This is a genomic window from Streptomyces sp. NPDC093261 (assembly GCF_044753645.1).
GTDB lineage: Bacteria > Actinomycetota > Actinomycetes > Streptomycetales > Streptomycetaceae > Streptomyces.
Genome location: NZ_JBIVNO010000007.1, coordinates 58,415 through 82,956, shown reverse-complemented (window position 1 = coordinate 82,956; position 24,542 = coordinate 58,415). Strand labels below are relative to the sequence as shown.

The window sequence follows — 24,542 nt, the reverse complement described above, 5'->3', positions numbered from 1 at the left end:
CACCCGGAACGGGGCCCCTTCGTGGGGGTTGCCGCTACTCCGACTTGATGGCCGCCAGCATGTTCAGACGTGCCGCCCGCCGGGCCGGCCACAGGGCGGCCAGGACGCCGACCACCCCCGCCAGGAGGAGGAAGACGGCCATCCGGCCCCAGGGCAGGACCAGCTCGTACGTCGACATCTTGGTACCGAGCAGTTCACCGGCCGCCCAGCCGAAGAACACGCCGAGGCCGATGCCGAGCACTCCGCCGAACAGCGAGATGACCAGGGACTCCAGCCGGACCATCCGCTTGATGCCCTTGCGGTCCAGGCCGATCGCCCGCAGCATCCCGATCTCCTGCGAGCGCTCGAAGACCGACATGGCCAGGGTGTTGATGACCCCGAGGACGGCGACGATCACCGCCATGGCCAGCAGTCCGTAGAGCATGTTCAGCATCAGCGTGAAGATCTGCGCGATGCTGTTGGAGATGTCCTTCTTGTCCTGGATGAGGATGGCCGGGTTGTCGCCGAGCGCCTTCTGCAACGCACTCTTGGCCGACGCGGTGGCGCCGTCCGACATCTTCACCATGATCTGCATGTCGGCGGGATCGCTCAGGTGCGGGGAGAGTGTCGCGTTGTCCAGCATGATGCCGCGCATCATCTCGGTGCTCTGGTAGACACCGGCGACCGTCAGCTGCTGCTTGCGCCCGTCCTCGTAGGCGATCGTGAACCGCGAACCCGCCGTCCAGTGGTGGGACTTGGCGGTCTCGTCGTCCACGGCGACCTGGCCGCCGCCGACCTTGAACGTGCCGGCGTCGACCGTCAGGTCCGTCAGCCTGCCGATGGCGGCGCCGTTGACGCCGGTCACGTACTCGGTGTCGCCCTCGATGCGGGCGGGAGCGTTGCGCAGCGGGCTGATCGCGGTGACGCCGTCCGTCGTCCGGAGCGTCTTCTCGATGTCGGGCGACAGCTCGTGGCGGTTCGCCATGGACACCACGTAGTCCGCCTTGATGGCGGAGGACGCCATCTTGTCGATCGCGGTCTGCAGGCTGCCCGCCATCACCGTCAGACCGGTGATCAGGGTCAGGCCGATCATCAGGGCCGAGGCGGTGGCCGCGGTGCGGCGCGGGTTGCGCACCGAGTTCTGCCGGGCCAGTTTCCCGGCGATCCCGAAGACGCGCATCGCCGGCGCGGCGGCCGCGATCAGCGGGCGGGACAGCAGAGGGGTGAGCACGAAGACACCGATGATGAGGAGGACCGCGCCGAGGCCCATCGGGGCCTGGCCGTCCGAGGTGTTCAGCGTGGTGGCGTACAGCACGGTGGCGATGCCGGCCGTGGCGAGCAGGGCGCCGATCGTGTTCCGTACGACCAGGGACTTGGTGGTTGCCTTCGCGTGGACGCTGCTCATCGCGGCGACCGGCGGGATCTTCGCCGCGCGCCGGCCCGGCAGCCAGGCGGCCAGCATCGTGATCAGGATGCCTACGGCGAGGGCGGCCACGACCGTGCCCGGGGTGATGACGAGGGGCCCGTCCGGAACCGTCCCGCCCAGGGAGCCCACCAGCGAGCGCAGCCCGGCGCCGATGCCGATGCCGGCCACCAGACCGGTGACGGCCGCGACCGCGCCGACCACGAACGCCTCGATGAGCACGGACCGTGTGACCTGCCGGCGGGAGGCGCCGACCGCGCGCAGCAGCGCCAGCTCCTTGGTGCGCTGGGCGACCAGCATGGTGAAGGTGTTGGCGATGATGAACGTGCCGACGAACAGCGCGATCCCCGCGAACACCAGCAGGGCGGTGCGCATGCTGCTCGTGGCGTCGGCGATCTGCTTGGCCTGGTCGTCGGCGAGCTGCTTGCCGGTGATGGTGGAGGCGGTGTCCTTCGGCAGGATCCCGTCGAGGGCGTTGCGCAGCGCGATCTGGCTGGTGCCCGAGGCCGCCTGCACATCGATCTCGTCGTAGGAGCCGTTCTCGTGGAACAGGCGCTGCGCGGTGGCGGTGTCGAAGAGGACGAGGCTGCCGCCGGCCGCCACATTGCCGTCGTCGGTGGTGAAGATGCCGGTGATCCTCGGGGTCAGCACCGGGCCGTCGATCGACAGCCGCGCCGTGTCGCCCACCTTGTATCCGGCGCGTTCGGCGGTCTTGGAGTCGATGAGGATCTGGTCCTCGCCCTTCGGGGCGTGCCCGCCGACGAGCGGGTACCGGGGGTCCTCGGTCTTCCAGTAGTTCCCGCCCTGGGACTGGAAGCCGTCGCCGAGCAGCTTGCCGTGCTTGTCGGCGATGGCGGTGAAGCCGCTGACGACGCCGATGGCCGACCTGGCGCCCTGGACCTTCGCGGCCTTGTCGAGGAGGGCCTGGGTGAGCCGGGGCTCCTTGCCGATCCTGTCGCCGGTGTCCTGGCGGCCCTCGGGCCGGATGGCCACGTCGACCTGGTCGAAGCCCTTGGCCGAACTCTTCTGATAGGCCTTTGAGATGGTGTTGGTGAAGACCAGGGTGCCCGACACGAAGGCGACGCCGAGCATCACGGCGAGGACGGTCATGAGCAGCCTGGCCTTGTGGGCGAGCACATTGCGCAGGGCGGTACGGAACATTTCTCTTCCTGGGCTGGGGGCGGGGACGGGTTGACGGGCCGATCAGGCCGACGGGGACCCTGGGACGGGGACCCCGGGGTGGGGACTCAGGGACCTCAGCTCGTGCGGCCCTTGGCGTCGAACCGCTTCATGCGGTCCAGCACCGCGTCGGCGCTCGGCTCGTGGAGCTCGTCCACGATCCGGCCGTCCGCCAGGAAGATCACCCGGTCCGCGTAGGCCGCCGCGACCGGGTCGTGCGTGACCATCACCACCGTCTGCCCCAGCTCCCGCACGGAGTTGCGCAGGAAGCCCAGCACCTCCGCGCCCGACCGCGAGTCCAGGTTTCCGGTGGGCTCGTCGCCGAAGATGATGTCCGGCTTGGAAGCGAGCGCCCGCGCCACCGCGACACGCTGCTGCTGACCGCCGGACAGCTGTGCGGGACGGTGGCTCAGCCGTCCCGAGAGCCCGACCATCTGGATCACGGTGTCCAGCCACGCCTTGTCCGGCTTGCGGCCCGCGATGTCCATCGGGAGGGTGATGTTCTCCAGCGCGGTCAGGGTGGGCAGCAGGTTGAACGCCTGGAAGATGAAGCCGATCTTGTCCCGGCGCAGCCTGGTGAGCTGCTTGTCCTTCAGCGAGCCCAGTTCGACGTCGCCGATGCGGACGGAGCCGGACGAGAAGGTGTCGAGACCGGCGACGCAGTGCATGAGCGTCGACTTGCCGGAGCCGGAGGGTCCCATGATGGCGGTGAACTGGGCCTGCTGGAAGTCGACGGTCACCCGGTCCAGGGCCACCACCTGTGTTTCGCCCTGTCCGTAGACCTTCGACAGATCCGTGGCGCGGGCGGCCACCGTGGTGGTTCGGTCGGCGAGGGGGGTGCTGGTCACGGGCGGGTGCTCCTGTCGGGACGACGACGGTCAAGGGGACGTGTTCCATCGTGGCGCCGCTTCGGTCCCGTGGAGTCAGCCGCTGTTCCCGTTCCCGGGGCAGCCTTCAGTCGGACGGTGCCCGTCGGTGTCCTACCTGGGGATGACAGGCGCCCCTGAGAGCGCGCCGGGGACCGCCCGGAGCGGAAAGCGGTTGGTCAGCCGATACGGGCTGGTCGTGGTGCCCTCCTTCAGGGCGGTGAAATCCCGTCATTCCGCATACGCGGCCCATGGTTGCCCGAAAGGCTATTGGCAAGTGCGGATGGCCCCTACCGGCGGCTGATGCACCCTCAGACCTCAATAAAATAAGACAACATCGCACCGTGCGCCCGCAGTTCGAGGGATGCCTCCCGATAGGCTCAGGACGCTCCATGCGGAGCCCATGGCCTGCCCGGATGGTGGAATGCAGACACGGCGAGCTTAAACCTCGCTGCCCCTCGCGGGCGTACCGGTTCAAGTCCGGTTCCGGGCACCTCCATACCTGCCGCGGCAGGCCGCGGGCCACTGTCGAAGTGACGCGACGGTGGCCCGCTGGTTGTGTTTCCGCCCGACCGCGTACGTCTTCGCCTCCGTGTGCCGTGCCCCTTGTGAACTTGTGCGATGGCATGCGCGTGACGCTGAGTGACGGGGGGAAGAGGGAAGGAGTCCAGGCTACGAGGCCGGGAGGCGCGACGATGCGGGAACTGAGCGGCCACGCCCCGGCCACGAGGCCACGCCCCGGCCACGAGGCCGCGGCCCGGACGTGCTTCCACCTCGGGCGTCCCGCAGGCCGGTCCGTAGGACCCTTGGGGGCAGACCCCGGAGTTACGTCGGGGTGAGGCCTCGGAGGCCGTCCGGGTGAAGGTGTCGGTGGTCGCGGCCGTCCGTTCGGGTGAAGGGCGGTTCGCGGTTCATCCCTGGCCGGTCTCGGCTCTGTTCCGGATCCGTCATGGATGGAGCGCATCGGTGGCGGGAATCACGCAGGTGCGTAGCGTGTTGCGCGCAAGGACGAGGGAAAGATCCTCCTCAGGCAGTAGGGTCAATCCTTTGCCCACCTATTACTCTTGAGCCAAGGCCACGCAGGGTGGCCATGGAGGAGTGAAATGAGGAGCAGCAACCCGGTCTTCTCGCGACGGGGATTCAGCCGTGACAACGGCTACGCGGGCTTCAACACCGCCCCGCAGGCCGGGGGAGCCGCTGCCGGCACGCAGGGCAACCCGTACGCGCAGAACCCGTACGCGGGCGGCAACCCCTACGCGCAGAACCCCTACGCCCAGCAGACGCAGTACGGCGCCCCGCCGCAGGCCCCGGCCACCACCGGCCGGATGACGATGGACGACGTCGTCATGCGCTCGGCGATGACGCTCGGCACGGTCGCCGTCGGCGCGATCCTCGCCTGGACGCTGCTGCCGGTCTCGTCCACCGGCTACGGCATCGCGATCGGCTCCGCCCTGATCGCGTTCGTGCTGGCGATGGTGCAGTCCTTCAAGCGCACCCCCTCGCCCGCGCTGATCCTGGGGTACGCCGCCTTCGAGGGTGTCTTCCTCGGCGTCATCAGCGAGATGTACAACACGCGGTGGGCCGGCGCACCCTTCCAGGCGGTGCTCGGCACCATGGCGGTGTCCGGCGCGACCCTGCTCGTCTACAAGGCGGGCTGGATCCGGGTCACCGCGCGCTACGCCCGTATCGGCATGGCCATCGCCATCGCGTTCGTCCTGGTGATGGCGGTCAACCTGTTGCTGGTCGCCTTCGGTGCCGCCCCCGACGGCGGGCTGCGCAGCATGGGCCCGCTGGGCGCGCTCGTCGGCATCGTCGCGATCCTGCTCGGCGCGTTCTTCCTCACCCTCGACTTCAAGCAGATCGAGGACGGCATCGCGTACGGCGCGCCGCGTGAGGAGTCCTGGCTGGCCGCGTTCGGCCTGACCATGACCCTCGTGTGGATCTACGTGGAGATGCTGCGCCTGGTCGCCATCTTCAGCAGTAACGACTAGTACCGGCCGGTTCCGGTCAGTCTGTGCCGAAGGGCCCCCGAACCACGGTTCGGGGGCCCTTCGGCGTGTGGAGTCGGGTTCGGCGGTGCGCGCTCAGGCGAATTTGCGCGCGGCCCTCCTCAGGTCGTACTCGTGGATGATCGCCTTGGCGTGGCCGTAGGCGAGATTGTGCTCGTGCCGGAGCCAGCTGACCTTCTCCTCGAAGCAGAGAGCGGGGCCTTCGGCGACGGTGCGCAGCCAGTCGGAGACTTCACGACCGGTGCAGTGGGGGATGCGGGCGAGCAGATTGCGATGGGTCTCCTCGGAGAAGACTTGGGACATCGGCGCCTCCGGACGCATTCGACGAAGCCGGTCCTTCAAGTCACCGTGCCTGAGTGTTCGCCTGTTGGCAACAGTCCCGCCGCGACGCGTAGTCTCGCCGCGTGCTTGATACGACGCCTTTGACCCAGGCTGTGGATCACTTCGCCGACCGCTTGCGCGCCGCTCCCCAGAGCCGGCTGCAACGGAGCGCCGCGGCCGAGGCACTCGGCCTGGCAAGGGAGTTGGCGCGCCGCGCACAGCTCCTGGAGGACCCCTCGGCCGAGCCCCGCGAGATGCCGGACGCGGGGATGTTCGCGGTCGCCGACCAGATCACGGTCGCCGCACACGATCTCGCGGTCGTCCTGAGTGACGAGGAGGAACTCGCCCGGGCCGTGGCGCTTGTGCGGGAGGCACAGCGACGCGCCGGGGTCTGAGGCGCGGGCGCTCCGGCGCTGAGACCTTGTGGGACGCGGGCCGGTGGCCGCCTCGTGCCACCGGCCTTGTCACAGGGTCGCGATGACGCGGTCCGCCAGGATGTAGACGCTCTCGTCGCCGCATTCGAACGTCAGCGCGTACGCCCCCGAGACGCCCGAGCCGCCGAGCAGGACCGGCGCGCGGCCGGCGTCCAGGGCCGCGGTCAGGCGCTCCGCGGTCTCGCGGTGGCCCGGGGTCATGCACAGCGTCGTACCGTCCGCGAAGACATAGACGTCGAGAGTTCCCAGCGGGCCGGGGCGCACATCGGCCAGTTCGGTACGGGCGGCGGCCAGTTCCTCGAGGCGGGCGACCGTGCGCTCGTGGTCGTTGACCACGGGGGACGGGGACGGGACGAAGTCGGGATGCGAGGGGTGCCGGCGGCGGGCGGCGGCCAGTTCGGCGGAGTCCCCCGCGGGTCCCTCGTCCGCGGAGGCGTTCTGAGCGAACTCGTTCTTCTCGAAGGAGGGTTCCGCCACCGGCTCCAGGCTGTCGTGCTCCAGGCCCGCGAAGTCCGACTGGCGAGGCACGAACAGCTCACTGTCGGGCAGGCCGAACAGGCTGGGGGCGTCGGCGATGTCCCGGGCCTCCTGTGCGGCCCAGAAGGCCCGCGCCTCGGCCAGCTCACGCTCCCGCTCGTCGGCGAGCGCCTCGGCCACGGCGGTGCGTATCTCCGCCGCGTCCGCGCTGGGGCGGGCGGCGGGCACCAGGCCCTGTGCCCGCGCGGCGCGGCCCTCGGTGAGTTCGCTGTGCAGGGCCGCGATCTGTCGGCGCAGGGCGCGCACACTGCACAGGACGGCGACGCCCACGCCCGCGGTGGCGGTCGTGGTGAGCAGCAGAGCAATCGGCATGGCGCTCACTGACGGTACTCCCGGTTCAAGGTCGGCCCCGGACTTCCTAACATCAGCTTGAAGGGTGGACTAACCAGCTGTCAGTGCGTAACGTCACGAAACGGACAGCTCCCCGGTGGGAGGACCTCCCCCGAAAACGGCTCTGACCTGCGTGAACCCCAGTCGGAGGGAGATACGTCACATCCTGAGGGAGATTGGATCACAAAACGGCCCGAAGCCCTGAGGGACAGGGGCTTCGGGCCGTTGCGCGAGGGGCGCGAGGCGGGTCAGCTCAGGCGCTCGATGACCATCGCCATGCCCTGGCCGCCGCCGACGCACATCGTCTCCAGGCCGAACTGCTTGTCGTGCCACTGGAGCGAGTTGATCAGCGTGGTGGTGATACGGGCGCCGGTCATGCCGAAGGGGTGGCCCACGGCGATGGCACCGCCGTTGACGTTCAGCCTGTCCAGCGGGATGTCCAGGTCGCGGTAGGAGGGGATCACCTGGGCGGCGAACGCCTCGTTGATCTCGACGAGGTCGATGTCGCCGATGGTGAGGCCGGCGCGCTTCAGGGCCTGCTTGCTGGCCTCGACGGGGCCGTAGCCCATGATCTCGGGGGAGAGGCCGGAGACGCCGGTGGAGACGATCCGGGCCAGCGGCGTCAGCCCCAGCTCCCGGGCCTTGGTGTCGCTCATGATGACCAGGGCGGCGGCGCCGTCGTTGAGCGGGCAGCAGTTGCCGGCGGTGACACGGCCGTCGGGGCGGAAGACCGGCTTCAGTCCGGCCACGCCCTCGATGGTCACGCCGGGGCGCGGACCGTCGTCCTTGCTGACGACCGTCCCGTCGGGGAGGGTCACCGGGGTGATCTCGCGCTCCCAGAAGCCCTTGGCGATGGCCTGCTCGGCGAGGTTCTGCGAGCGGACGCCGAACTCGTCCATCTCCTCGCGGCTGATGCCCTTCAGACGGGCGAGGTTCTCGGCGGTCTGGCCCATCGCGATGTACGGGTCGGGGAGCGAGCCGTCCTCGCGAGGGTCGTGCCACTCGTCGCTCCCGGACTCGGCGACGGCGGCGGTGCGGGCCTCGGCCTCGGCGAAGAGGGGGTTGGGGGTGTCCGGGAGGCCGTCGGAGCTGCCCTTGAAGAAGCGGGAGACCGTCTCGACACCGGCCGAGATGAAGACGTCGCCCTCGCCGGCCTTGATGGCGTGCAGGGCCATACGGGAGGTCTGCAGCGAGGAGGAGCAGTAGCGGGTGATCGTGCAGCCCGGCAGGTGGTCCATGCCCATCTGCACGGCGACGATGCGGCCGAGGTTGTGGCCCTGCTCGCCGCCGGGGAGGCCGCAGCCGAGCATCAGGTCGTCGATGTCCTTCGGGTCCAGCTCGGGGATCTTGGCGAGCGCCGCCTGGATGATGGTCGCGGTCAGGTCGTCGGGGCGCAGGTCCTTGAGGGAACCCTTGCCGGCGCGGCCGATGGGCGAGCGGGCGGTCGAGACGATGACGGCTTCGGGCATCACGGCTCCATTGCACGAGGGAGGCAGGGCTGTGGGGGAAGTTACCCGTACGTACGGTGGAGGTCACGGGCCGTGGGGTGTGACTCGGACCGCACTTTTCTAAGCGCTTGCTTTTCCTGGTCGGTCGGGGCGGGCTGGAGGAGGCCGTGCACGCGGCCCTACGGCCCCCGGCGGCCGCCTTCGAATCCCACGGCCGCTACCGGCTCCTGCGGCCGCTACCGGCTCCTGCGGCCGCTTCCGGGGTCCCGCCGGTCGCTCCCGGGTCCCGGCTCCCGGCGCCCGACGCCTCCTTCCGGCGCCCGACGCCTCCTTCCGGCGTCCGGCGGCCTTCCCGTGTCCGGCGGCCTTCCCGTGTCCGGCGGCCTTCCCGTGTCCGGCGGCCGCTTCCGGCTCCGGGGGCCGCTTCCGGGTCCCGGCACCTGACCTCTCCTTCCGGCTCCGGGGGCCGCTTCCGGGTCCCGGCGCCCGGCCCGGCGCCCCCTCCCGGCTCCCGCGATCGACTCTCCAGCCGGGTGAGGCGCGACTCCGCCCCGCCTCACCCCGATACGGGGCGAGGCGGGGCAGCCGTGCCGGGGGATGGCGACGGCAGCCGAACCCCCGGGCAGACGGCTGGTGCGGCGCCGGGTCAGAGCGGTTCCCGTTCGGCGGCCGGACTCGCGTCCGGGGTCGGCAGACGCCGCCGGCGGCGCCGCTTGAGGAGGGCCCAGGGCCCCCGGGGCCCCGTCGGCAGAGCGGCCGTGACCTCGGTGCCTGCCTCCGAGGCCGCCTCCGCCGCCGCACGGGCGACCGGCAGGAAGCCCTCCCGGCGGGACGCGTCCGGGCGCTCCTCGTCCGCCGGCCACAGGCCCAGGGCCGCGCAGACCGTCGGCAGGACCGCCATCGCCGCCGTGGCATATCCCTCGGCCGAGGGGTGGTAGTTGTCGGGGCCGAAGAGCTCGCGCGGGTTCGCCTCGAACTCCGGGCCCAGCAGATCACCCAGCGACACCGTACGGCCGCCCTGCTCGACGACGCCGATCGTCTGCGCCGCGGCCAGCTGGCGGGAGGCTCGGCGGGCCAGCCAGCGCAGCGGCTGCTGAACGGGCTCGATGGTCCCGAGGTCGGGGCAGGTGCCCACCACGACCTCGGCACCCGCCGTGCGCAGCCGGCGCACGGCCGCCGACAGATGGCGCACCGAGCGCGTCGGGGGCATGCGATGCGTCACATCGTTCGCGCCGACGATGATCACGCAGACGTCCGGGATCCGGTCCGGCTCCTCCAGCGCCAGCGCGACCTGACGGTCGAGGTCGTCCGACTGCGCCCCGGGGAGGGCCACCACCCGCAGCTCCACGGGGCGCTCGGCCACCGCCGCGAGCCCCGAGGCCAAGAGCGCCCCCGGAGTCTGGCGGAAGCGGCGCACGCCCTGCCCCACGGCCGTGGAGTCGCCGAGCATCATCAGCCTCAGCGGCGGTTCGTCCAGGCCGGCGTACCCTCGCCCGTACAGGCCGTCCGCGCTCGGCGGCTGGGGGCTGTGCCCATTGCCCACATGCCGTTTGGCCATCTGCACCTCGGCGAGCAGCAGCCCGGCCGCGGCCGCTCCGACCAAGCCGATTCCGCCACCGCCGTACGCCGCGCCCGCCGCGATGCGCCGGGCCACCCTCGCCCTCGACATGCTCGACATGCGTCGCCGCCACCTCCTCGTAGCCGTACAACCACTGCTTGCCCCGTACGCACCGTCGTCCAATCTCAACGGCGTGTGAACGCCGGGGCGTCCGCTCTTCGGACCGTCCCGGCGCGGGAGCGCTTACGCTGGCGGCACCATCACGACCACTTTTTTGCAAGCGACCGGAGACAACGGTGCAATTCCACGACTCGATGATCAGCCTGGTCGGCAACACCCCGCTGGTCAGACTCAACCGCGTGACCGCCGGTATCCAGGCGACCGTCCTCGCGAAGGTCGAGTACTTCAACCCGGGCGGCTCTGTGAAGGACCGCATCGCCCTGCGCATGATCGAGGCGGCCGAGGAGAGCGGCGAGCTCAAGCCGGGAGGCACGATCGTCGAGCCGACCAGCGGCAACACGGGCGTGGGCCTGGCGATCGTGGCCCAGCAGAAGGGCTACAAGTGCATCTTCGTGTGCCCTGACAAGGTCTCCACCGACAAGATCAACGTCCTGCGCGCGTACGGCGCCGAGGTGGTCGTGTGTCCGACGGCGGTCGCCCCGGAGCACCCGGACTCGTATTACAACGTCTCCGACCGGCTCGTCCGGGAGACCCCCGGCGCCTGGAAGCCGGACCAGTACTCCAACCCCAACAACCCCCTTTCGCACTATCACTCGACCGGCCCCGAGCTGTGGGAGCAGACGGAGGGGAAGGTCACCCACTTCGTCGCGGGCGTCGGCACGGGTGGGACGATCTCCGGCACCGGGCGCTACCTCAAGGAGGCCAGCGACGGCCGGGTCAAGGTCGTCGGCGCCGACCCCGAGGGTTCGGTGTACTCGGGCGGCTCCGGGCGGCCGTACCTCGTCGAGGGCGTCGGTGAGGACTTCTGGCCGACCGCGTACGACCGGACCGTCGCCGACGAGATCGTCGCCGTGTCCGACAAGGACTCCTTCCAGATGACCCGGCGGCTGGCCAAGGAGGAGGGGCTGCTGGTCGGCGGCTCCTGCGGTATGGCGGTCGTCGCGGCGCTGAAGGTCGCCGAGCGGCTGGGGCCGGACGACGTCGTGGTCGTGCTGCTGCCGGACAGCGGGCGCGGCTACCTCAGCAAGATCTTCAACGACGAGTGGATGGCCGACTACGGCTTCCTGGAGGACGCCGGCCCGAGCGCCCGTGTCGCGGACGTGCTGAGCGACAAGGAGGGCGGCATCCCCTCCCTCGTCCATATGCACCCCGATGAGACGGTCGGCCAGGCCATCGAGGTGCTGCGCGAGTACGGCGTCTCGCAGATGCCGATCGTGAAGCCGGGCGCCGGCCACCCCGACGTGATGGCGGCCGAGGTCGTGGGCTCCGTCGTCGAGCGCGAGCTGCTGGACGCGCTGTTCACCAAGCGCGCCTCGCTGGACGACCCGCTGGAGAAGCACATGTCCGCGCCGCTGCCGCAGGTCGGCTCCGGCGAGCCGGTCGCGGACCTGATGTCCGTGCTGGGCACGGCCGACGCGGCGATCGTCATCGTCGAGGGCAAGCCGACCGGCGTGGTCAGTCGGCAGGACCTGCTGGCGTTCCTGGCCAAGGGCGGAAAGCAGTGACCAACGCCCGGTGAACCGGGCGCGCCGGCGGCGAACGGGTGGTGACACCCGAGGGCAGGGCTTCCCGGAAGTGGTACGAGCGCGTCACGTCGGCGCAGCACCCGCTTAACACGGGTCGGGCACATTAGGGGATGTCGGCAGGGCGGGAGCGGCTCCCCGCCCCGGCCGGCAACCGAAACGGCGCCAGGGACCTCCGGAGCGGCTCCCGGACCTCCATGGACGCCACGGACGCGCAAGCCCGGCCCTGACCCGGCCCGCGTCCCTCGCGGGGACCGCCGTCGTCCCGCCCCCCGGCAACGGGGGTGCGGCGGTCCCCGCGCACTCATTCCCAGGGGGTCTTTCGCGGGCGGTCTTCACCCCGGGCTCTGGCCCGCGGTTCCCTGGTCCCTGGCCGTCTTCTCCGGTCCCCGGAACCCGGGTCGCCTGCGGCCGGTCCGGCGCGTCAGTCCTCCCAGTCGCCGTCCCCCGAGGGCCGGTGGCGGCGGCCGACGAGGCCGGGAGTGGTGCGGGCGGCCTGGACCCAGTTCACCCCGACGATGCCCACCCAGGTGATCAGCAGGCCGGGCAGGTCGCCGACGCGGCCGCCGATCGCTGAGAGCGGTATGGCCAGCACCAGCGAGACGATGCCGAAGCCGAAGCGCTCGCCCCAGGAGTCCGCCGCCCGCGGGGACCGCGCGCCGCGCGCCACCACCATCTGCTGCTCCGCCAGCTGTCTGCGCAACCGGCGGTCGACCGCGCTGTCGATGCGCCGGTCGACCTTCTCGAGGAAGGATTCGACCAGCGCCGAGTCGTACTCCTCGCCCAGTTCCCTGCGGGCCCCCAGGGTGGCGTCCAGCTCCTTCTTGAGGTCGGCGCCCCGCCCGTCCATAGCCGTCATGCGGACCACGTTAGGGAGCCGGGGAGCCCGTGGCACTGGGGAAAGCCCCCCTCTTCGGGGTGGGGGCCCGCCGGGCTGGACCCGCGCACCTCCCGGCGGGGCCGTCGGCTCGGCCCGGCCGGCAGGGAGACCAGGCCCGTATCGAGGTCGAACCGCGCCGCCGCCACGCGGGCCGGCCCGAAGGCGGGGTCCGCGCGGATCATGACGCTTCCTCACGTGTCGTACGGTCCTCGGGCGAGGAGGAGCGCCGCGCTCACCGGGGGCTTTGAGCGCGGCGCCTGTTCACCGTAGGCATTCACACAGTCACTGTGTGTGCCGGTTTAAGGACACTTGGTGGTTTCGTCGTCGGATCATCGCCGCCGCGATACCGCGGCTTGATCGGCTACACCACCTGACAGAAGGGACGCGACCCCATGCGGCGCCGGAGGAGCCACTGCCCTTGCGCTTACGCGGCCGACGCCGGGTGCTTGAGGACCTGCTGCCGTGCCACTGGACGAACCGGATCGTGCGCTCCTGCTCGGCGACGATGTCGTCGTCGGTGTTTCGGCCCCCCACGCTCAGGTGCTCGGCGAGCAGTTGCCCGACGGTGGACTCGCCCACCCTCATCGGGCCGACCAGGACGAGAAGCGACCCGCTCATCGGATGTGCAGGTTGTCGAGGTACGACAGGACGTTGCGGCGGGTCTCGGCCACTGAGTCGCCCCCGAACTTCTCGCGCGGCTCGGCCGAGGCACCGGCGCAGCGTGTCGTGGCGGAAAGACTGCGCTTGCCCCGGCAGAAGTCCCCTGCCGAGCTGGCTAGTTCGTAGATTGTGGAACCAGCGAACCAAGCCTAGTGTCAGGGTCTGTTGCCGCTCCGGCAGCCCGCAGCACGGAATCGCCCAGCGCCTCACCAAGGTGTGCGGCGACCCGCAGCGTCACGGGAAGCGACCGGTCCGGGTCGGCGAGCGAAGCCGGTAAGAGAGGGCGCAGCCCCCATACGGCCTCGGCACCGGCGAAGAGCAGGCTGACTCCCAGGCCGGACCTGTTCGCCGCGGCCACCCCCTCGAGTCCGACGCCTTCGTACGTGACCCTCCAGGGCCTGTCCACGGCTTCCAGCAGCTCTTCGGTCATCCGCCGCAGCCGGTACGGCTCGCTCACCGTCGCGATGGGCAGCGCTCCCTCGGCGAGCAGAGCCGGTTGCCCGAACCAGGCACACGCCCCAGGTCCTTGATGTTGGGAGCGCCCCTACGGGAGATCGCCGGCAGGATCCGGCGCTTGCGCAGCTCTCGACTCATCCGGCACCAACCGCTCGATCGGATCCGTCATGCACCGCACAACGGCGGACGCCCCCGCCTGCATATCGCCATGCAGGGTTCTGGGTGTTTGAATAGGTGGGCACGACCCGGAACCGGGCCCTGAGGTGAGACACCACTGCCCGCGGTGCGTACCGTCTGGTGGCCGGCCGCGCACCGGTGCCTCCGGTGGGCCGGGCGGCGGAGCCCGTCGCGTCGGTGCCGGCCCGGTGTGCGGAATCTCTGGAGGGGGAGGACGTGATGAGCGTGACCGACAGCCCTGCGGCACGGCTGCAGGCGCTCTTCGAGGGGCACCGGCTCACGCCGACCCAGCGGCGTATCGCGCACAGCATGGTGCGGCGCGCCGCCGATGTGCCGTTTCTGTCGAGCGTGGAGCTGGCCGAGCTTGCCGGGGTGAGTCAGCCGTCGGTCACCCGGTTCGCGGTCGCCCTCGGCTTCGACGGCTATCCGGCGCTGCGCAAGCATCTGCGGGAGGTCGCGCCCGTCGACCAGGCGGCCGACCCCGGCGCGTACAACGAGTACCAGCAGGCCGTCGAGGCCGAGATCGAGAATCTGAGGAACCTGGCCGAGGTGCTGGCCGACCCGGGGCCCGTGCAGCAGGCCGGGCGGATCCTCGCAGCCTCACGCCCGCTGCCCGTGCTCGGCCTTCGGGCCGCGGCCTCCCAGGCGTACGGCTTCGCGTACTTCGCCGCCAAGGTCCATCCGGACGTACGGCTGCTGCACGAGGGCGGCACGATGCTGAACGACCGCATCGACGCGGCCGTACGGGCCGGTGCGAGCGCCCTGCTGTGCTTCGCGCTGCCCCGGCATCCGCGTGAGGTCATGGACGCCCTCGCCTACGCCCGGGAGGCGGGGCTGACGGTGGTCACGGTCGCCGACTCGGTGTTCGCTCCGGTGGCCAAGGTCTCGGACCTGCTGCTGCCGGCCGCCGTCGGCACGGGGCTCGCCTTCGACACGGCCTGCGCGCCGATGCTGCTCGGCCGGGTCCTGCTGGAGGCGATGTGCGACGACCTGCCGGAGGCCCAGGCGCGCCTGGAGGAGTTCGACACACGGGCGGCGACCCGGGGGCTGTTCGTGGAGTAGCCGGGGCGTTCCCGGCACCGGTCCTTGGGATGTTCCCGTGGCACCGGTCCCTGGGGCGTTCAGTCGCGTGGTACCGGTCCCCGCGGTGTTCCCGGTACCGGTCCCTGGGGCGTCTGGTCGCGTGGTACCGGTCAGCGTCTGGTCGCGTGGTACCGGTCCCCGCGGTGTTCCCGGTACCGGTCCCTGGGGCGTTCCGGGGCGGCTTCCGCTGCTCCGGCCACCCTGGTCCCGTTTTTTCAGACTCGTCTCACGTTGGCTCGCTAGCCTGCGCGCACCAAGGCGCTGGACCGGGTGAGACGGGAGGCTGAGGTGGCGCGCGGAGGTCAGGGACTGGCACGGGTGGCCGTCGTTGTACGGGCCGGAGCCGCACCGCTGTGGTGGCTGGGGGTGTTCGCGGCCGGCATCGGGATCCTGGTGCCCGGAGTGACGGGACGGCGCATCGGCGTCATGGCCGGCGCCGCGCTGTTCGTCGTGGCCGCGGCCGTGGTCGCCTCCGTTCGCCGCAAGCGGTACGCGGCCCTCGCGCGGGGCGCCGTCCGCGCCGGCAAGTACGACGTGCTCCAGGACCGCCACGTCACCGTCCGGATCTGGCGGCGCGGGCACCGCTGGTGGCTGCTGGCCGCCTTCGTCGCCGCGCTCGCCTGCTCCTTCGCGGTGCCCGCCGCCGGCGGGATGCTGCTCGCCGGGACGGGCGCCGGGCTGCGGCTGAAGGCCGCCTGGCTCGGTCGTCGTGAGCGCGCCGACGACGCCCTGCTGTGGGTGCGCGTCGACTGGCTCGACCGCCGCGGCGGCGCGCCCGCGGGCAAGCCGGTCAAGGGCTGCCGCAGCACCGGCATCGCGGCCGGCGACGCGGCCCCGGGCGGGGCGCGCCGCCGTACCGCGGAGCTCGTGTAGCGCGGGCCGGGTGCGGACGGGCCGGACGTCAGACCTCCAGGTCCTCCTCGATCTTCTTCAGCTGGTGGCGGGCCATCGCCAGATTGGCGCGCTTGGCGTCGAGGACGAGATAGAGGAACAGGCCGTTGCCGCCTCGGCCGGTGAGCAACCGGATCAGGTGGTACTGGTCGCTCAGGGTGATCAGGATGTCCTCGATCTGTCCCTTGAGCCCGAGGTGCTCCATGGTGCGCAGCTTGGCCCGGACGACATCGGTGTTGCCGGCGGCCGCGACCGTGAGGTCGAAGCTCTTGCTGCCGCCCATCGTGCCCAGCGCCATGCCGCTGGTGTAGTCGACCAGGGCGGCCCCGGTCGCGCCCTCGATGGCGGCGAGTGCTTCTTTCAGCGTGGTTTCGGTGTTGGCCATTTTCGGAGTGTGTCCTTTCAACTTTCCGTGGTGGTGCGCGCGTTCGCGGCCGAACGTGGGCTCGCGGGGGTGCGCGCGGTGCGGGTCCGCAAGGGGGCGGACCTGGCGGTGGCAGTGGTGGGGGTCCTGGCGGTACGGGCCTGCGGCGACGGCTCGGCCCGCAGGGCGGCCTCATCGATCAGCTCGCCGATCCGGCTGCTCGCGCGCCGGCCCTCCAGATGCAGCCGGCCGACGTTGACGCGGTCCTGGGCGAGCAGCGTGAGTACGGCGCTGCGGCCGGCCGCGTAGGTCGCGACATAGCCGTGGACGCCGCGGACGAGCAGTTCGCGGAAGTCGCCCTGCTCCGTCGCCTCCGCCAGCCGTACGGCGACGCCCAGCGCGGCGGCGGTGAGCGCGGCGACGCCCTCCGGTTCGACGCCGGCGGTGTCCTCGGCGAGGACGAGTCCGTCGACGCTGGCGGCGAGGGCACCGGTCAGCTGGGGGATCCGGGTTCTCAGGCGCCGGAGTTCGTCGAGGACCTCGGGCTCCGCGTCCATCAGGGGTCTCCTCTCGGCGGGGCGTTGGCGTTCGAGCCTGTCAAAGGGCCTCCAGCGCATCCCTCAGCCTCTTCAGCAACGTGATGTGGGGGTCGGCGAACGGCGGCAGCACGTCGGCGGGCCCGGGCCTTGCGGTCTCCTGCACGGGCGACGGCACCTGCGCGGGAGGCAGCGGGCCCGGTCCCGCTGCCTGGCCGGCGGCCGGCAGAGGGCCAGGAGCCGGAAGGGGGGCGGGAGCCGGAACCGGGCTCGGGGCCAGACCCGGGGCCAGATCCGGGAGGCTCGGTGCCGGTGCCGGTGCCGGGCCGGGTGCCGGTGCCGGGCCGGGTGCCGGGCGCGAGAGGGCCATGACGGCGCCCGCCGCCGCCAGCCGCCGTACGTCGACCAGCGTGTGGAACGCCGGGCGGCCCAGAGCCCGGGAGATGTCCGCCGTAGTGCGCACGCCGTCGATCAGGTCGAGCACCTCCCCCTGCCGGGGGGTGATCGCCGGTCCGGCCGGGCGGTCGGTGCGCACGAGCGGGGCCTCGTCGATGGCCGGGTCGGGCCAGATGCGGTGCAGGAGTTCGCGGCGGCGCAGCGTCTCGCGTTCCACCCCGGCCACCGGCACCGGGTGCACGGGGCCCAGCCAGTGCGCGTCGCCGTAGCGGAAGCGGGCGGGGGCGCTGCTCGGCCCCAGGACGAAGTACGCCGCGTCGTAGAGCGCCCCCAGATGGCATAGCTCCAGGGCGCCCTCGCTGATCCGGCCGCTGTCGACCAGGAACCGTCCCACCCGCCGTTGTGTCGCCGCCTCGGCGACCGCCTCCCGCCAGCCGTCCTCGTCGAGCGCGCCGTGCGCGACGAGCAGGACGTCGAGGCCGGGGGTCGCCGGGCTCTCGGCGTAGACCACCTGGCCGTCGACCAGATGGAGCAGTCCGCCCTCGCGCATCAGCACTCCGGTGGCCCGTTCGACGGCGAGCCTGCCGAGCATGGGGGACAGGCCGCCGCTCGGGTTCTGCGTGCGCTGCCGCACGGGCAGCGGGGGCGGAGGAGTCGCGACCATCGTCATCCCAGCACCAGCCGCCCGGCCATCTCGCCGAGCCGGATGCGGGCGAGGGCGAGGTTGCCTTCCGAGCGGGCCAGCCACAGATGCAGGAAGACGCTGCTGTCGAATGTCGTCGGGACGAACCGCAGCAGGTGGTAGCTGTCCCGGTTGGCGATGATCAGGTCCTCGACGGGGCACGCGTCGTCGGACCAGTCGGCGTCCTCCTCCGGGGCGAACGCGCGGTGTTCGGCGGCCAGCCGGGCCAGCTCCGCGGCCTCCGCCGCGGTCGTCTCGTGGTCACCGCCGGGCGCATCCCCGACCGTGCCCAGCGCGAGCCCGCTGGTCCAGTCGACCACCGCGGCGCCCCGGGCACCGGGCAGTCGCATGGCTTCCAGCAGGCACTCGTCGATTCCGGGCACCGTGGCTCCCCTCCCGCCTCGGGTACGGCTGAGTCACACTGACGCTACGCAACGTGTGCGCGAGGGGTGAGGCTTCTGGCATTTTCCGGTGGAACATGCGCGGGATCGCTAAGGTAGGTCAACTGACCTTGTGCACGGGGCGGTTGAGACGGGTGGGGTATCCCTACGCCGCCCTGCGGATATGCGCGCGGCGCGCACCCGAGCCCCGACCTGCGGATATGCGCGCGGCGCGCACCCGAGCCCCGCCCTGCGGATATGCGCGCGGCGCGCACCGAGGGGGTGCCGCCCCGGAGCGCGCGCCTTCCTCACAGCTCCGTCAGTGCCCCTACGCGCCCCTCGCCCGACTCGGCGACGATCTCCTCGAGGGTCTGCGGATCCCGTACGACCGCGAACCGCATTCCTCCGCCCTCGCCCGGCGCATACCCGTACACCCCGGGCCGGGCGAGGGAGTTGTACGCGTAGTGGTGCGCGAAGTAGTAGGCCCCGGTGTCCAGGGCCGCCACGTGGTCGCCCTGCTCCAGCAGCGGCAGCGGGTGCGCCACGGCCAGCATGTCGCCCGCGAAGCACGCCGGACCCGCCACGTCCTGCACCACGGCGGGCCCCTGTTTGGGGTGCCCCTTGGCGTCGTACGCCGCGATCCGCAGCGGCCAGGCCCCCGGCGCATACACCGTGCGGGTCGCGACCTGCACGCCCGCGTGGGTGATCGCCACGGCCCGGCCGCCGGCACGCTTGGCGTACTCCACCCGCGCCACCACGGTTCCGTGCTTGGCCAGCAGCGACCGCCCGAACTCCGTGACCAGTCCGTACCGCCCGTCGAACAGTCCCGGCACCGCCTCCGCCAGCAGCCGTGCGTACTGCGCGTACGTCGGTGTCGTCAGGTCCGACGCGAAGTTGACCGGCAGGCCGCCGCCGATGTCGATCGTGTCGATCTGGCGGCGGCCGATCCGCCGGTTGATCTCCTCGGCGAGCGCGTAGCTCTCCGCGATCCCCCGCGCCATCAGGGACAGCGGCACCCCCTGGGAGCCGGAGTGCGCGTGCAGTCGGGTCAGCCAGGGCCGGTCGGCATAGGCGCGGATCAGCCACTCGCGCGCCCCCTCGTCCCGGAGCGCGACCCCGAACTTGGAGGTGGCGGTCGCCGTGGACAGCGCGTCGATCGCACCGGCGCCGACCTGTGGGTTCACCCGCATCCCGAGCGGGGAGGATGTCGTCCTCTCCCGGACCAGGGCATCGATCCGGTCCAGCTCCTGGGGGTTGTCCACGTTCACGGCGATGCCCAGCGCCAACGCCTCGCGCAGCTCCGCCGTCGTCTTGGCGGGCGAGTCCAGCACCGTCCACGCCGGCTCGACTCCGGCCGCGCGGGCCAGTGCCAGCTCCCCGGGGCTCGCCACCTCCGCGCCGAGGCCCGCCTCCCGCAGCAGCCGCAGCACCGGGACGAGCGGGGCCGCCTTCACCGCGAAGGCGTGCAGCACCGCCGTGCCGGGCGCGGCCACCGCGTCGAAGGCCGCCCGCAGCGCGGCCGCCGAGTCCCGGATGCCGACGACGTCCAGCAGGCCGACGAGGGGTGTGTCCGGCCCCAGCAGTCCCTGCTCGACGGCGCAGCGCACGGCCTCGTCCCGGCGCGTCACCCGCTCGGCGTCGTCGGGGCGCCCGTCCCCGTTTCGGTGGCTTTTCCGTTCCGTCCCACTGTGCCTCATATTCACCGCGTCCCCCGTCCCGCCGTGCCTCATGTTCACCGCGCCCCCCGTTCCCCCGTGTCGCCGCCCGCGGCCCTGCCTGCGGCTAGAGCGTCCCGGCGCCGCGGCTCTGTCTCCAGCCAAACATCCCGGCCGCCTCGGTGCTGGCGCAAGAACGTATTGACTAGTTCTATTCATGAAGCGAGGATGTGAATAACCGCTGCAACAGTCCCCGCGCGCCCCCCCCGGGCCGCGTCGGCCGTCCACCAGGAGGCAGACCATGTCAGGACCCCGCCCCGTCCGAGCGCCCCGCGGCACGGAACCGAGCGCCCTGGGATGGCAGCAGGAAGCCGCCCTGCGGATGCTGCAGAACAACCTCGACCCCGAGGTCGCCGAGCATCCCGACAAGCTGGTCGTCTACGGCGGCACCGGCAAGGCCGCACGCGACTGGCGCTCCTTCGACGCGATGGTCCGCACGCTGAGGACTCTCAAGCAGGACGAGACGATGCTCGTCCAGTCCGGCCGGCCCGTCGGCGTCATGCAGACCCACGAGTGGGCGCCCCGCGTCCTCATCGCCAACTCCAACCTCGTCGGCGACTGGGCCAACTGGGAGGAGTTCCGCCGTCTGGAGGCCCTCGGCCTGACCATGTACGGGCAGATGACCGCCGGTTCGTGGATCTACATCGGCACCCAGGGCATCCTCCAGGGCACCTACGAGACCTTCGCCGCCGTCGCCGCCAAGAAGTTCGACGGCACCCTCGCCGGGACGATCACCCTGACCGCCGGACTCGGCGGCATGGGCGGCGCCCAGCCGCTGGCCGTCACGATGAACGACGGCGTCGCGATCTGCGTCGACTGCGACCCGCGCGCCATCGAGCGGCGCATCGAGCACCGCTACCTGGATGTGAAGGCCGACTCCCTGGAGCACGCCCTCCAGCTGGCCGTCGAGGCGCGCGACCAGCGCAAGCCGCTGTCCATCGGCGTCCTCGGCAACGCCGCCGAACTCGTCCCGCAGCTGCTCGCCATGGGCGCCCCCATCGACATCGTCACCGACCAGACCTCGGCCCACGACCCGCTGTCGTACCTGCCGCTCGGTGTCGCCTTCGAGGACATGGCCTCCTCCGCCGCCAAGGACCCGGCCGGCTTCACCACCCGTGCCCGTGAGTCCATGGCCAGGCACGTCGAGGCGATGGTGGGCTTCATGGACGCGGGCGCCGAGGTCTTCGACTACGGCAACTCGATCCGCGGCGAGGCCCAACTGGCCGGATACGACCGCGCCTTCGCCTTCCCCGGCTTCGTGCCCGCCTACATCCGGCCGCTGTTCTGCGAGGGCAAGGGTCCCTTCCGGTGGGCGGCGCTGTCCGGCGACCCGGCCGACATCGCGAAGACCGACCGCGCCATCCTCGACCTGTTCCCCGAGAACGAGTCCCTCGCCCGCTGGATCAAAATGGCCGGTGAGCGGGTCCACTTCCAGGGCCTGCCCGCCCGCATCTGCTGGCTCGGCTACGGCGAGCGGGACAAGGCCGGTGAGCGGTTCAACGACATGGTGGCGAGCGGGGAGCTGGCCGCGCCGATCGTCATCGGCCGCGACCACCTCGACTGCGGATCCGTCGCCTCTCCCTACCGCGAGACCGAGGCGATGCTCGACGGCTCCGACGCGATCGCGGACTGGCCGCTGCTCAACGCCATGGTCAACGTGGCCTCCGGCGCGTCCTGGGTGTCCATCCACCACGGCGGCGGGGTCGGCATGGGCCGGTCCATCCACGCCGGTCAGGTGACGGTGGCCGACGGCACGCGGCTCGCCGGGGAGAAGATCCGCCGCGTGCTCACCAACGACCCTGGCATGGGCGTCATCCGGCATGTCGACGCCGGGTACGACATCGCGGAGTCGGTGGCCGGGGAGCGGGGCGTGCGGGTTCCGATGCGTGAAGGTGACGACGCGTGACACACGGTGCAGCCGGACGGGACGGGGCCGGGACGCCCCGGCCCGGGTCCGGCAGCTCCTTCCACACGATGTGGCGGGAGCTGGAACCCATCGGCCGCCACTCCGGCTCCGGCGGCTACCGGCGCTTCGCCTGGACCGGTGCGGATGCCGAGTGCCGGGCCTGGTTCGAGGAGCAGGCCCGGGCCCGGGGGCTGGTCCACGAGGTGGACCGGAACGGGAACCAGTGGGCCTGGTACGGGGACCCCGCCGCCGGGGACGCCGTGGTCACCGGGTCGCATCTGGACTCCGTGCCCGACGGCGGCGCCTTCGACGGGCCCCTCGGGGTGGTGTCCTCCTTCGCCGCCTTCGACGAACTGCGGGCGCGGGGCGTCGAGTTCGCGAAGCCCCTCGCCATCGTCAACTTCGGGGACGAGGAGGGCGCCCGGTTCGGGCTCGCCTGCGTCGGATCGCGGCTGACCGCCGGGCACCTGACCGTCGAGCAGGCGCACCGGCTCACCGACGGTGACGGAGTCACGCTGCCGCGGGCCATGGAGGTCGCCGGCCACGACCCCGACGCCATCGGGCACGACCCCGAGCGGCTCGGCCGCATCGGCGCGTTCGTCGAGCTGCATGTCGAGCAGGGCAGGGCCCTCGACCTGAGCGGCGACCGTGTGGGCGTCGCCAGCGCGATCTGGCCGCACGGGCGGTGGCGGTTCGACTTCCGGGGCGAGGCCAACCATGCCGGGACGACACGGCTCTCCGACCGCCGCGACCCGATGCTGCCGTACGCCGAGGCCGTCCTCGCCGCCCGCCGGGAGGCCGCACTCGCCGGTGCCGTCGCCACCTTCGGCAAGATCACCGTCGAGCCGAACGGCGTCAACGCCATTCCCTCCCTCGTGCGCGGCTGGCTCGACTCGCGGGCCGCCGGCCAGGAGAGCCTCGACGCCGTCGTCGCCGGCATCGAGAAGGCGGCCCGGGAGCACGCGGACGCCCATGGTGTCGAACTCGACGTCGTCCGTGAGTCCTTCACGCCCGTGGTGGAGTTCGACCACGCGCTGCGCGACGAACTGGCCCGCATCCTCGGCCGGGACCGGGACCCGGGACTGGCCGTCCCCGTCCTGGGTACCGGTGCCGGACACGACGCCGGAATCCTCTCCGGCAGCATCCCGACCGCCATGCTGTTCGTGCGCAACCCCACGGGCGTCTCCCACTCCCCGGCCGAGTACGCCACCGAGGACGACTGCCTGGCCGGGGTGACCGCACTCGCCGACGTACTCGAAGGGCTGGTCCGCAGGTGACGCAGACGTACTGGCTGGAGCACGCCTGGCTCGACCCCGTCGTCGAGCCGGGCGTCGCCCTGGAGGTCGCCGACGGCCGTATCGCCTCGGTCCGCACCGGTGCCGGCACCCCGCCGCCCGACGCCGAGATTCTGCGCGGGCTCACCCTGCCCGGGCTCGCCAACGCCCACTCGCACGCCTTCCACCGCGCGCTGCGCTCCACCGTCCAGGTCGGCTCCGGCACCTTCTGGACCTGGCGCGAGGTCATGTACGCATACGCCGACCGGCTCACCCCCGAGACGTACCACGCGCTCGCCCGCGCCGTGTACGCGGAGATGGCGCTGGCCGGCATCACCGCCGTCGGCGAGTTCCACTACGTCCACCACGCCCCGGACGGCACCCCGTACGCCGACCCCAACGCCATGGGCGAGGCCCTCATCGACGCCGCCGCCGAGGCCGGTATCCGCATCACCCTCCTCGACACCGCCTATCTGTCCTCCGGCTTCGGACAGCCGCCCGACACCCACCAGCGCCGCTTCTCCGACGGCACCGCCGAGGCCTGGGCCGAACGCTGTTCAGTTCTCAAGGAACGGGAGCACGCCCGGATCGGCGCGGCCATCCACTCCGTACGGGCCGTGCCCGCCGACCAGCTGGCGACCGTGGCGCGGTGGGCCGAGGAGCGGCGGGCCCCGCTGCATGTCCATCTGTCCGAGCAGACGGCGGAGAACGACGCCTGCCGGCAGGCCCACGGCCGCACCCCGACCCGCCTCCTCGCCGACCACGGCGTCCTCGGGCCGCGCACCACCGGCGTCCACAACACCCATCTCACGGACGAGGACATCCGGCTGATCGGCTCCACCTCCACCGGCACCTGCATGTGCCCGACCACCGAGCGGGACCTCGCGGACGGCATCGGCCCGGCCGTGGCCCTCCAGGAGGCCGGCTCCCCGCTCTCGCTGGGCTCCGACAGCCACGCGGTCATCGACCTGTTCGAGGAGGCGCGCGCCATGGAGCTGAACGAGCGGCTGCGCACCCGCACCCGCGGCCACTGGACGGCGGCGGCGCTGCTGCGGGCCGCCTCCGCCGACGGGCACGCGGCGCTCGGCTGGCAGGACGCGGGCGTCCTGGAGGCCGGCGCGCCCGCCGACTTCACGACGATCGCGCTCGACTCGGTCAGGACCGCCGGACCGCTGCCGCGGCTGGGCGCCGAGACGGCCGTATTCGCCGCGACGGCGGCCGATGTGCGCCATACGGTCGTGGGCGGACGCCATGTCGTCCGCGACGGGGCGCACACCCGCGTACCGGATGTGCCGCGGGCGCTGGCGGACGCCGTCGAAGCCCTGCGCGCCTGACGCCCCCCACCGGCCCGGCCA

Annotated in this window: 21 protein-coding genes, 1 tRNA gene and 1 pseudogene; 9 read left to right on the top strand and 14 right to left on the bottom strand. The window is 71.9% G+C overall.

What is annotated here, in order from left to right; translation table 11 throughout:
* Positions 1 to 34: 34 nt before the first annotated feature.
* Positions 35 to 2,563, bottom strand: coding sequence for an ABC transporter permease (locus ACIP94_RS17345; protein WP_402425845.1), 2,529 nt, complete (start codon positions 2,561 to 2,563; stop codon positions 35 to 37).
* Between the two features lie 95 nt (positions 2,564 to 2,658).
* Positions 2,659 to 3,429 carry an ABC transporter ATP-binding protein gene (locus tag ACIP94_RS17340; protein ID WP_402425843.1) on the bottom strand — a complete coding sequence of 257 codons (771 nt, stop codon included), beginning with the start codon at positions 3,427 to 3,429 and terminating at the stop codon, positions 2,659 to 2,661.
* Positions 3,430 to 3,857: 428 nt separating this feature from the next.
* On the opposite strand from ACIP94_RS17340, the gene ACIP94_RS17335 reads away from it, so the two are divergent.
* Both ACIP94_RS17335 and ACIP94_RS17330 read left to right on the top strand, forming a co-directional pair.
* Positions 3,858 to 3,940 (top strand) — tRNA-Leu (locus tag ACIP94_RS17335).
* A 610-nt stretch (positions 3,941 to 4,550) separates the two neighbouring features.
* On the top strand, positions 4,551 to 5,438 hold the full coding sequence (locus ACIP94_RS17330; RefSeq protein WP_402425841.1) for a Bax inhibitor-1/YccA family protein: 888 nt from the start codon (positions 4,551 to 4,553) through the stop codon (positions 5,436 to 5,438).
* A 93-nt stretch (positions 5,439 to 5,531) separates the two neighbouring features.
* On the opposite strand, the gene ACIP94_RS17325 is transcribed toward ACIP94_RS17330, so the two are convergent.
* Positions 5,532 to 5,759, bottom strand: a complete 228-nt coding sequence (locus ACIP94_RS17325) for a DUF4287 domain-containing protein (protein ID WP_402425839.1) — start codon at positions 5,757 to 5,759, stop codon at positions 5,532 to 5,534.
* 101 nt (positions 5,760 to 5,860) lie between these two features.
* On the opposite strand from ACIP94_RS17325, the gene ACIP94_RS17320 reads away from it, so the two are divergent.
* Positions 5,861 to 6,172, top strand: coding sequence for a hypothetical protein (locus tag ACIP94_RS17320; RefSeq protein WP_402425838.1), 312 nt, complete (start codon positions 5,861 to 5,863; stop codon positions 6,170 to 6,172).
* A gap of 69 nt (positions 6,173 to 6,241) precedes the next feature.
* Here the strand turns inward: ACIP94_RS17320 and ACIP94_RS17315 are convergent, their stop codons facing one another.
* From ACIP94_RS17315 to ACIP94_RS17305, 3 genes are all read right to left on the bottom strand, one after another.
* Positions 6,242 to 7,060, bottom strand: a complete 819-nt coding sequence (locus tag ACIP94_RS17315; protein WP_402425836.1) for a hypothetical protein — start codon at positions 7,058 to 7,060, stop codon at positions 6,242 to 6,244.
* A gap of 266 nt (positions 7,061 to 7,326) precedes the next feature.
* Positions 7,327 to 8,547, bottom strand: a complete 1,221-nt coding sequence (locus ACIP94_RS17310) for an acetyl-CoA C-acetyltransferase (protein ID WP_402425834.1) — start codon at positions 8,545 to 8,547, stop codon at positions 7,327 to 7,329.
* A 625-nt stretch (positions 8,548 to 9,172) separates the two neighbouring features.
* Positions 9,173 to 10,204: an SGNH/GDSL hydrolase family protein gene (locus ACIP94_RS17305; protein ID WP_402425832.1), complete on the bottom strand. Its 1,032-nt coding sequence runs from the start codon at positions 10,202 to 10,204 to the stop codon at positions 9,173 to 9,175.
* A 176-nt stretch (positions 10,205 to 10,380) separates the two neighbouring features.
* On the opposite strand from ACIP94_RS17305, the gene ACIP94_RS17300 reads away from it, so the two are divergent.
* On the top strand, positions 10,381 to 11,769 hold the full coding sequence (locus ACIP94_RS17300; RefSeq protein WP_402425830.1) for a cystathionine beta-synthase: 1,389 nt from the start codon (positions 10,381 to 10,383) through the stop codon (positions 11,767 to 11,769).
* 442 nt (positions 11,770 to 12,211) lie between these two features.
* Here ACIP94_RS17300 and ACIP94_RS17295 read toward each other — a convergent pair whose 3' ends face one another.
* From ACIP94_RS17295 to ACIP94_RS17285, 3 genes and pseudogenes are all read right to left on the bottom strand, one after another.
* Positions 12,212 to 12,637 (bottom strand): hypothetical protein, encoded by a 426-nt coding sequence (locus ACIP94_RS17295; RefSeq protein ID WP_402426245.1) that lies wholly within the window; start codon positions 12,635 to 12,637, stop codon positions 12,212 to 12,214.
* 510 nt (positions 12,638 to 13,147) lie between these two features.
* Positions 13,148 to 13,273, bottom strand: a pseudogene (locus ACIP94_RS17290) (shikimate kinase); the annotation flags it as partial.
* Positions 13,274 to 13,442: 169 nt separating this feature from the next.
* On the bottom strand, positions 13,443 to 13,784 hold the full coding sequence (locus ACIP94_RS17285; protein ID WP_402425828.1) for a hypothetical protein: 342 nt from the start codon (positions 13,782 to 13,784) through the stop codon (positions 13,443 to 13,445).
* Positions 13,785 to 14,179: 395 nt separating this feature from the next.
* On the opposite strand from ACIP94_RS17285, the gene ACIP94_RS17280 reads away from it, so the two are divergent.
* Positions 14,180 to 15,022, top strand: a complete 843-nt coding sequence (locus ACIP94_RS17280) for a MurR/RpiR family transcriptional regulator (RefSeq protein ID WP_402425826.1) — start codon at positions 14,180 to 14,182, stop codon at positions 15,020 to 15,022.
* Positions 15,023 to 15,331: 309 nt separating this feature from the next.
* Positions 15,332 to 15,916, top strand: coding sequence for a hypothetical protein (locus tag ACIP94_RS17275; RefSeq protein WP_402425824.1), 585 nt, complete (start codon positions 15,332 to 15,334; stop codon positions 15,914 to 15,916).
* A 28-nt stretch (positions 15,917 to 15,944) separates the two neighbouring features.
* Here ACIP94_RS17275 and ACIP94_RS17270 read toward each other — a convergent pair whose 3' ends face one another.
* From ACIP94_RS17270 to ACIP94_RS17250, 5 genes are all read right to left on the bottom strand, one after another.
* Positions 15,945 to 16,319, bottom strand: a complete 375-nt coding sequence (locus tag ACIP94_RS17270) for a hypothetical protein (protein ID WP_402425822.1) — start codon at positions 16,317 to 16,319, stop codon at positions 15,945 to 15,947.
* Positions 16,320 to 16,336: 17 nt separating this feature from the next.
* On the bottom strand, positions 16,337 to 16,855 hold the full coding sequence (locus ACIP94_RS17265) for a roadblock/LC7 domain-containing protein (RefSeq protein ID WP_402425820.1): 519 nt from the start codon (positions 16,853 to 16,855) through the stop codon (positions 16,337 to 16,339).
* A gap of 40 nt (positions 16,856 to 16,895) precedes the next feature.
* A complete protein-coding gene (locus ACIP94_RS17260) occupies positions 16,896 to 17,900 on the bottom strand; it encodes a hypothetical protein (protein ID WP_402425818.1) in 1,005 nt (334 codons plus the stop codon).
* Positions 17,897 to 18,295 carry a hypothetical protein gene (locus ACIP94_RS17255; protein ID WP_402425816.1) on the bottom strand — a complete coding sequence of 133 codons (399 nt, stop codon included), beginning with the start codon at positions 18,293 to 18,295 and terminating at the stop codon, positions 17,897 to 17,899. Before ACIP94_RS17255 ends, ACIP94_RS17260 begins: the two co-directional genes overlap by 4 nt.
* A 305-nt stretch (positions 18,296 to 18,600) precedes the next feature.
* A complete protein-coding gene (locus tag ACIP94_RS17250; RefSeq protein WP_402425814.1) occupies positions 18,601 to 19,989 on the bottom strand; it encodes a diaminopimelate decarboxylase in 1,389 nt (462 codons plus the stop codon).
* A 259-nt stretch (positions 19,990 to 20,248) separates the two neighbouring features.
* Between ACIP94_RS17250 and hutU the strand changes: the two genes are divergently transcribed.
* The 3 genes from hutU to ACIP94_RS17235 all read left to right on the top strand — a co-directional run bounded on the left by hutU (position 20,249) and on the right by ACIP94_RS17235 (position 24,521).
* Complete coding sequence (gene hutU, locus ACIP94_RS17245; protein ID WP_402425812.1) at positions 20,249 to 21,913, top strand: urocanate hydratase; 1,665 nt, start codon at positions 20,249 to 20,251, stop codon at positions 21,911 to 21,913.
* Positions 21,914 to 21,981: 68 nt separating this feature from the next.
* Complete coding sequence (locus ACIP94_RS17240) at positions 21,982 to 23,190, top strand: allantoate amidohydrolase (protein ID WP_402426243.1); 1,209 nt, start codon at positions 21,982 to 21,984, stop codon at positions 23,188 to 23,190.
* The gene (locus ACIP94_RS17235; RefSeq protein WP_402425810.1) at positions 23,187 to 24,521 is read left to right on the top strand and encodes a formimidoylglutamate deiminase; all 1,335 of its coding nucleotides are present in this window, start codon (positions 23,187 to 23,189) and stop codon (positions 24,519 to 24,521) included. Before ACIP94_RS17240 ends, ACIP94_RS17235 begins: the two co-directional genes overlap by 4 nt.
* The last annotated feature ends 21 nt before the right edge of the window (positions 24,522 to 24,542 follow it).

What these genes read in the sequence shown, in the direction of transcription:
- ACIP94_RS17250 (WP_402425814.1), bottom strand. Translation starts at nt 19,989, where the DNA reads ATGAGGCACAGTGGGACGGAACGGAAAAGCCACCGAAACGGGGACGGG.
- ACIP94_RS17270 (WP_402425822.1), bottom strand. Translation starts at nt 16,319, where the DNA reads ATGGCCAACACCGAAACCACGCTGAAAGAAGCACTCGCCGCCATCGAG.
- ACIP94_RS17240 (WP_402426243.1), top strand. Translation starts at nt 21,982, where the DNA reads ATGTGGCGGGAGCTGGAACCCATCGGCCGCCACTCCGGCTCCGGCGGC.
- hutU (WP_402425812.1), top strand. Translation starts at nt 20,249, where the DNA reads ATGTCAGGACCCCGCCCCGTCCGAGCGCCCCGCGGCACGGAACCGAGC.
- ACIP94_RS17345 (WP_402425845.1), bottom strand. Translation starts at nt 2,563, where the DNA reads ATGTTCCGTACCGCCCTGCGCAATGTGCTCGCCCACAAGGCCAGGCTG.
- ACIP94_RS17305 (WP_402425832.1), bottom strand. Translation starts at nt 10,204, where the DNA reads ATGTCGAGCATGTCGAGGGCGAGGGTGGCCCGGCGCATCGCGGCGGGC.
- ACIP94_RS17325 (WP_402425839.1), bottom strand. Translation starts at nt 5,759, where the DNA reads ATGTCCCAAGTCTTCTCCGAGGAGACCCATCGCAATCTGCTCGCCCGC.
- ACIP94_RS17260 (WP_402425818.1), bottom strand. Translation starts at nt 17,900, where the DNA reads ATGACGATGGTCGCGACTCCTCCGCCCCCGCTGCCCGTGCGGCAGCGC.
- ACIP94_RS17315 (WP_402425836.1), bottom strand. Translation starts at nt 7,060, where the DNA reads ATGCCGATTGCTCTGCTGCTCACCACGACCGCCACCGCGGGCGTGGGC.
- ACIP94_RS17265 (WP_402425820.1), bottom strand. Translation starts at nt 16,855, where the DNA reads ATGGACGCGGAGCCCGAGGTCCTCGACGAACTCCGGCGCCTGAGAACC.
- ACIP94_RS17330 (WP_402425841.1), top strand. Translation starts at nt 4,551, where the DNA reads ATGAGGAGCAGCAACCCGGTCTTCTCGCGACGGGGATTCAGCCGTGAC.
- ACIP94_RS17310 (WP_402425834.1), bottom strand. Translation starts at nt 8,547, where the DNA reads ATGCCCGAAGCCGTCATCGTCTCGACCGCCCGCTCGCCCATCGGCCGC.
- ACIP94_RS17295 (WP_402426245.1), bottom strand. Translation starts at nt 12,637, where the DNA reads ATGGACGGGCGGGGCGCCGACCTCAAGAAGGAGCTGGACGCCACCCTG.
- ACIP94_RS17280 (WP_402425826.1), top strand. Translation starts at nt 14,180, where the DNA reads ATGAGCGTGACCGACAGCCCTGCGGCACGGCTGCAGGCGCTCTTCGAG.